Here is a 6,413-nt window from a genome sequence, read left to right on the forward strand (position 1 = left end):
CATCCCGCCGTAATTCACCGGAACGCAGCTGGGCGGGACGCTGCGCACGATGGAGCCGACCACCGCGGACGTCACGGCCACCGTCGCGGTCACCGCGGCCGCGGTCGCGACCGGATGATAGTCGTTGTCCCAGCCGCCGCAGCAGCCGCGATGGTCGACGTTCACATTGACGTTGCGATTGACGTTGACGTTGTTCACGCTCGCTGCACGGACGTTGTTGGTGCGCACGTCCGCCCGGCTGTTGTTGATCTGGGTGCGGTTGGCGGCGCCGCCTGCATGAGCGGTGGCGGCGCGCCCGCCGCCGCCCGCACGGTTTCCAGGACCGGCAGCATCGGCGCTGGAAATCATGCCGAAGCTCATGAAAACGAGGGCAAGGAGCGCGGTGGGCAATGCGTTGGCCAGAGCTGGTTTCATGGTGGCGCTCCTAATTCGTCTTCGCCGGAACGATCTCGATCTTCCTCGCGCCCTTCGGTGGCGTGAAAGTAAAAATGGAATCCTTGAACGCGGGCTTGAGATTCCAGTCGATGAGTGAAACCGACTGCGGGCGCGCTTCGTCGGCGCGGTTGGTGATCACGAGCTTGCAGGGCAACGGCTGGTCGCCCGTCCTGATCCAGAGCTGCCAGTCGATCATGCCCTGGCGGAACGCGTAATGGTCGCAGACATTGCCGTCGACGATGTCCTGCCCGGCATTCATCGCCGACTCGATCTTGTCGACGGGAGCCGCCGGCGTTCCCCAAAGGAAAAGATCCTGCAGCGGCAGTTGCACGTTGTAACGTTCTTCCAGACGATCCACCAGTTCCCCGAGGTTGCCCGTGAAATCCACGGTCGAGTAGTACTTTTGCGCCGGCGTGTAGAGCGTGACGGTCTTGCCGTCGTAGAAGAGCTCGCGGTGGGAACGGGCGCTGCGCATGACCACGCGAATCCTGTTCGGCCGCTGGACATCCATGTTCGCCGTGGCGGTGTGCTGGAGCTTCTGGCCGTCAGCCAGGACACGCTCGCCGGTGACTTCCGTACTCACCCGGAACCGCTTGAGTGACTGCAGATAGGCCCCCATGTCCTTGAGCGCCTGAATCGACGCCGGGTCGACTGCGTTTGCGGCAGACTGCGCGCTGGCGGCCTGCCCGGAGCCTGCCGGTGCATTCTGCGCATGGGCGCCCGTCACCGCGACCGATATCGCCAGCAGGCCGAGGGCCATTGTTCTTCTTGACATGACTTGTCTCCAGGTTCGGGGGATTCTGCGCGCTGCTGCGCTTCGCATACAGGCTAGCACCGCCAAGATACTGTGGCTAGCAAGCGCAGGCACGCCGGTTCACTTGACGGCCGCGCATGCCGAGCGGCGAGAAGGCAGAAAGCCAGACAGGCTGCACCCAATGCAGTGACAACGACCCTCAGTCCGGCGTCATCCGTCGTCCCCGACACGCTGCCGGGACACCGAACGGAAACGCCCCGCCGCAGGGACGGGGGCGTCAGACCGTTACCCGGGAGGGCTCTTCGGCAGCAGCCGTTCTCCTATGCGGAAGCAGCGGTTGTCTGTTTCCTCAAGCGGTCCCAGGCACGATGCTTCGCGATGACTTCGATGAACGCTTGGATATCCTTCGGTGTCGTCCCTCCGCTTGCCGGCACGACTACTCCCGGAATGTCCTGCGTCGTGCCTTCACCGTGAACGACGCCGGCATCCTCCAGAAGCGCCGTCGCACCTGTGGCAGCGTAAATCCCCTTGAGGTGACGGAAGCTCTCCGCGACGAAGAACGCGCTTCGCGGGTTCGCGCGCAAGGCGTTCACGTGCCCGGCTCCGCCCGGGACCGCCACTGCGTCGAAGAGTGTCGATGCCACGGTCGGCAATGGATGATCGACCGCAATCGGATCGCCGTTGCCCGTGGCGATCTGCCCGCCTCGCACTCCGACGACTTTCGCGACGGCACCGGCTTTCTCCAGCGCGGTTTTCAGCAGTGCCAACTCGTCACCATCGACCCCGTCCGCCACCAGGATCGCGACCTTGCGCGACGCCGCACTCGTTACGGGATCATGCAGCAGACTCAGCGCGGGAGACGTCTCGACCGGGGACTTCGCTTGCACGGCAGGTGGTTCGCCCAGGTTGAGACCCAATTGCTCCGACACGCGCCGCGCAAGCGTCCCATCGACGTTCTGCAGATTCTCGACCATGCGCTGCTGCACGTGACGCGTCTGCACCTTGCCCAGTTCGAAGCCAAACGCATCGACGATGTGATCTTTCTCGATCGGGGATTGGCTGCGCCAGAAGAGCGCTGCCTGCGAGTAGTGATCGAAGAAGCTCTCGGGCCGCGCTCGAACCTTCTCGCCCTCCACCCCCTCGAGAAAAGTCGCGAAGCCGCCCCTCCCCGCGGGAGACTGCGCAGGTGCACCCTCGTCCAGGGAACTTGGCTCGTACGCGACGCGCCCCTGGTCCACGCGCTGGCGCATGTAACCGTCGCGCTGCAGATTGCGGAAAGGACAGCCCCTCGGCTGGTTCACCGGTATCTCGTGAAAATTCGGCCCACCGAGTCGGATGAGCTGCGTGTCCAGATAGGAGTGCAGTCGCCCCTGCAGGAGGGGATCATTCGTGAAGTCGATGCCCGGCACCAGGTGCCCCGGGTGAAAGGCGACCTGTTCGGTTTCGGCAAAGAAGTTCGTCGGGTTGCGGTTGAGTACCATGCGTCCGATGGGCGTGACCGGCACCAGTTCCTCCGGCACCAGCTTGGTCGGGTCCAGGAGGTCGATCGGAAAACCTTGCACGTCCGCCGCCGGAATCAACTGAACGCCGAACTCGAACTCCGGATACGCACCCGCCTCGATCGCCTCCCACAGGTCTCGGCGGTGGAAGTCGGGATCCTTGCCCGAGATCTGCTGTGCTTCGTCCCACAGCAACGAATGCGTGCCCAGCTTCGGCTTCCAGTGAAACTTGACGAAGTGCACCTTCCCCTCGGCGTTGACGAACTTGAACGAGTGCACACCGAACCCTTCCATCATGCGATAGCTGCGCGGGATGGCCCGGTCGGACATTGCCCACATCAGCATGTGAGTCGACTCGGGCAGCAACGAGGCAAAGTCCCAGAAGGTGTCGTGAGCGGATGCCGCCTGCGGCATGCCGTGGTGCGGCTCCGGCTTCACGGAGTGAATGAGGTCCGGAAACTTGATCGCATCCTGAATGAAGAACACGGGAATATTGTTGCCGACGAGGTCGAAGTTGCCCTCCGCCGTGTAGAACTTCACCGCGAAGCCGCGAACGTCCCGCGCCGTGTCGGCGGAGCCTGCCCCGCCCGCCACCGTCGAGAAGCGCACGAACACCTCCGTCTCGATCGCGGGGTCCTGCAGAAACCCCGCCTTCGTGTACTCGGCCATCGATGCATAGGGTCGGAACACTCCGTGCGCTGCCGACCCGCGCGCATGCACCACCCGCTCGGGGATGCGTTCGTGGTCAAAGTGGGTGATCTTCTCTCTGAGAATGAAGTCTTCGAGAAGGGTCGGTCCGCGTGGCGCTGCCTTCAGACTGTTCTGGTTGTCCGAGATCGCTACGCCCTGATTCGTCGTGAGGACTTCGCCGCTCTCGATGAATCCATCGCGGCGCGGGTCGCCGTCGGGTCTCTTGGCCGAAGGGAGGTGTTGCTTCTTTCCGCGTGTGCTCATTTTGACTTCCTCTCTATGGGTATACGAGATAGCGTGCGCGCAGCTTGCATGCCACCGTCTTTCCTTCGTGTTATCAGCGACCTCTGGCTGCAGAGCAGCGGTAAGGTTTACCCTGCGGACGACCACATTTCCGTCGCAGCCCCGCGGACGGGCAGCGATCCGGCGCTCGAAAGACGGGGTGCCCGAGTAAGGGCACAGCTTCTGCTCGCTGTCCGTGCACACTCTTGCACCGACTTCCGGAGATCATGATGACCGTCGACTGGCACGAGCTCTTCGCGTTTACCGTCTCCCCGCTCGAACTGATCATTCGCGGCACGGCGGTGTACTGGTTTCTCTTCGCCATCTTTCGCGGAGTACTGCGGCGTGACATCGGGTCCATGGGCATTGCGGACGTTCTGCTCGTGGTCATCGTCGCAGACGCCTCGCAGAACGCGATGGCAGGTGAATATCGCTCGATCACCGACGGAGTCGTGCTCGTGCTGACGATCGCCGCATGGAACGTGTTCATCGACTGGGTTGCCTACCGCCTTCCGATCACGCGGCGATTTCTTCAACCTCCGGAGCTTCTGCTCGTGCGCAGCGGCAAGATCAACCGCCGCAACCTTCGCAAGGAGTGGATCACGGAAGACGAACTCCGCGCCCAGCTTCGCGAGCACGGTGTCGCGTCGCTCTCGGAAGTGCGCGCCGCCTACATGGAGAGCGACGGCGCCATGAGCGTGCTCACCTATTCCAAATCGACGGAGACGGGGTCGGGCAAAAAAAAGATCCCCGGCGACTGAGGCAGCGGGAAGTGCCCAGGTCAGCCGTTGATGATCTCCCCACCATTGGGATGAAGCACTTGACCCGTCATGTACGACGCGCCCTCGGTGGCAAGAAAGACATAGCTCGGAGCCACCTCGTCGGGCTGGCCGGGACGCCCCAGCGGTACATTGGAGCCGAAGGTGGAAACGTGCTCTGCGTCGAACGTCGACGGGATGAGCGGCGTCCAGATCGGTCCGGGCGCCAGTGCATTCACCCGGATGTCGCGCGAGGCGAGTTGCAGTGCCAGCGAGCGCGTGAACGCGACGATCGCGCCCTTCGTCGCCGCGTAATCGAGCAGGTGAGGGCTGCCGCGGTATGCCGTCACGGAAGTCGAGTTGATGACCCTGGCACCGGCTCCGAGGTGGGGCATTGCCGCTTGAACGCAATAGAACATCGAGAAGAGATTCGTGCGAAAGGTGCGTTCGAGTTGCTGTGCGGAGATGCGATCGATCTGCTCCCGTGGATGCTGTTCGGCAGCGTTGTTGACGAGAACGTCCAGCCGGCCCAGATTCGACACCACGGCTTCGATCGCTGCCTCGCAGTGCGCCGGATCTCCCAGATCGCCCGGCAATGACAGCGCGCGACCTCCCGCGGCCTCAATGGCCGCGCAGGTCCGACGGGCGTCATCGCACTCCTCGAGAAACGCGATGGCGACATCTGCCCCCTCCTTGGCGAAGGCGATGGCGACCGCTCGCCCGATGCCGCTGTCTCCACCGGTCACGAGCGCAACCTTCCCACGCAGCCTGCCGCTGCCGACATAGCCCTCCATGAAGGACGCGGGGGGCGGCGTCATCGCCGACTCGCGACCCGGCTGAACGCTCTGTTCCTGCGCCGGCAGTACGGGGCTCTTCGCTTGCTGATTGTTCAATGCGCAGTCCTCCCTCACGAGCGACGTTCCCGCACCGAGTCTCCGACCGAGAAGGCAAGGCTTCGCAACGTCGCTAAAGAAAGCGGGTGGAAGGGCACGCGATCCAGCCAGTGCAGCGCCAAGCCGTCAAAAACCTGCGGGATTCTCGTGGGGATTCCGCTCGGCGAAGCAGCACTGCCTGTCGCCGCCCTTCCCATGCTGGACGGAACGCATCTACCGTGCGCGGCGCCCGGGGCCGCCCCCCGGAAGCTGCTTCAATGCGCACGGCGACCTGCCGAGAACGTCCTCGGCAATCAAGCCTTGCGGAAACAAGGCGCGCCCGGGCGTGCGATCTCAATGGCATAGTCTCCGTGCTGGCAGCGAGCGACGGCTCCAGACTCGTGGGGGCGGTAAAGCTTGCGACTTCTCCGGTAAATGTGACGAGACGGCTCGAACCGCAGACTGGTGTACCGACATCACCCTGGGTCGGTGCTGACGCATTTACCGCGATGGCCTTTGTGCTTAGGATGATCCCGGGCAACGGAGGAGCATCCACGTGATCGACATCATCGGGGTCTCGGGCAGCACGCGCCGCGGATCGCTCAATGCGGCGCTGCTGCGCGCCGCGTCGACTGCGATGCCCGCGGGAGCACAGCTTCGCATCGAGTCGATCGCGACGATCCCGCTGTATAACGGCGACGAGGAAGCGGAGCACGGCATTCCCGAGCCGGTGACGCGGCTCAAGGATGCAATTGCCGCAGCCGATGGCTTGCTCCTGGTGACACCTGAATACAACAACAGCTTGCCCGGTGTCACGAAGAATACGATCGACTGGCTCTCGCGTCCACCCGCGGACAGCGCGCGCGTCTTCCGTGGCAAACCGGTGGCGATCGCGGGCGCGTCACCCGGCGGCTTCGGCACCGTCCTCTCGCAGAACGCGTGGCTCCCGGTGTTCAGGACGCTCGGTGCGGATCTCTGGTCGGGCGGGCGCCTCCTGGTTTCGCGCGCCAACGCTGTGTTCGACACTCAGGGCGAGATCACCGACGCCGCCGTCCGCGACAATCTTCGCAAGTTCCTCGCTGACTTCGCCGCATATATAGGCGCGCGCCGCGCGGCACCATAG

General features: G+C 63.9%; 6 protein-coding genes. 2 read left to right on the forward strand and 4 right to left on the reverse strand.

Translation table 11 applies throughout. The annotated features are described in order from the left end of the window. The 3 genes from JNK68_13730 to JNK68_13740 form a co-directional block, all read right to left on the reverse strand. On the reverse strand, nt 1–414 hold a 414-nt coding region (locus tag JNK68_13730), incomplete at its 3' end, for a hypothetical protein (GenBank protein MBL8541404.1). 10 nt (nt 415–424) lie between these two features. Next, the gene (locus tag JNK68_13735) at nt 425–1,210 is read right to left on the reverse strand and encodes a DUF2092 domain-containing protein (GenBank protein ID MBL8541405.1); all 786 of its coding nucleotides are present in this window, start codon (nt 1,208–1,210) and stop codon (nt 425–427) included. 299 nt (nt 1,211–1,509) lie between these two features. Next, nucleotides 1,510–3,642 carry a catalase gene (locus JNK68_13740; GenBank protein MBL8541406.1) on the reverse strand — a complete coding sequence of 711 codons (2,133 nt, stop codon included), beginning with the start codon at nt 3,640–3,642 and terminating at the stop codon, nt 1,510–1,512. Nucleotides 3,643–3,890: 248 nt separating this feature from the next. Between JNK68_13740 and JNK68_13745 the strand changes: the two genes are divergently transcribed. Then, nucleotides 3,891–4,421, forward strand: coding sequence for a DUF421 domain-containing protein (locus JNK68_13745; protein ID MBL8541407.1), 531 nt, complete (start codon nt 3,891–3,893; stop codon nt 4,419–4,421). A gap of 20 nt (nt 4,422–4,441) precedes the next feature. On the opposite strand, the gene JNK68_13750 is transcribed toward JNK68_13745, so the two are convergent. Further along, complete coding sequence (locus JNK68_13750; protein ID MBL8541408.1) at nt 4,442–5,236, reverse strand: SDR family oxidoreductase; 795 nt, start codon at nt 5,234–5,236, stop codon at nt 4,442–4,444. A 610-nt stretch (nt 5,237–5,846) separates the two neighbouring features. Here JNK68_13750 and JNK68_13755 point away from each other — a divergent pair. After that, on the forward strand, nt 5,847–6,413 hold the full coding sequence (locus tag JNK68_13755; protein MBL8541409.1) for an NAD(P)H-dependent oxidoreductase: 567 nt from the start codon (nt 5,847–5,849) through the stop codon (nt 6,411–6,413).

This window comes from Betaproteobacteria bacterium, assembly GCA_016791345.1.
Lineage (GTDB): Bacteria > Pseudomonadota > Gammaproteobacteria > Burkholderiales > JAEUMW01 > JAEUMW01.

Excerpts from the sequence above, each read along its gene's own strand:
- JNK68_13735 (MBL8541405.1), bottom strand. The coding sequence starts at position 1,210 with ATGTCAAGAAGAACAATGGCCCTCGGCCTGCTGGCGATATCGGTCGCG.
- JNK68_13740 (MBL8541406.1), bottom strand. The coding sequence starts at position 3,642 with ATGAGCACACGCGGAAAGAAGCAACACCTCCCTTCGGCCAAGAGACCC.
- JNK68_13745 (MBL8541407.1), top strand. The coding sequence starts at position 3,891 with ATGACCGTCGACTGGCACGAGCTCTTCGCGTTTACCGTCTCCCCGCTC.
- JNK68_13750 (MBL8541408.1), bottom strand. The coding sequence starts at position 5,236 with ATGACGCCGCCCCCCGCGTCCTTCATGGAGGGCTATGTCGGCAGCGGC.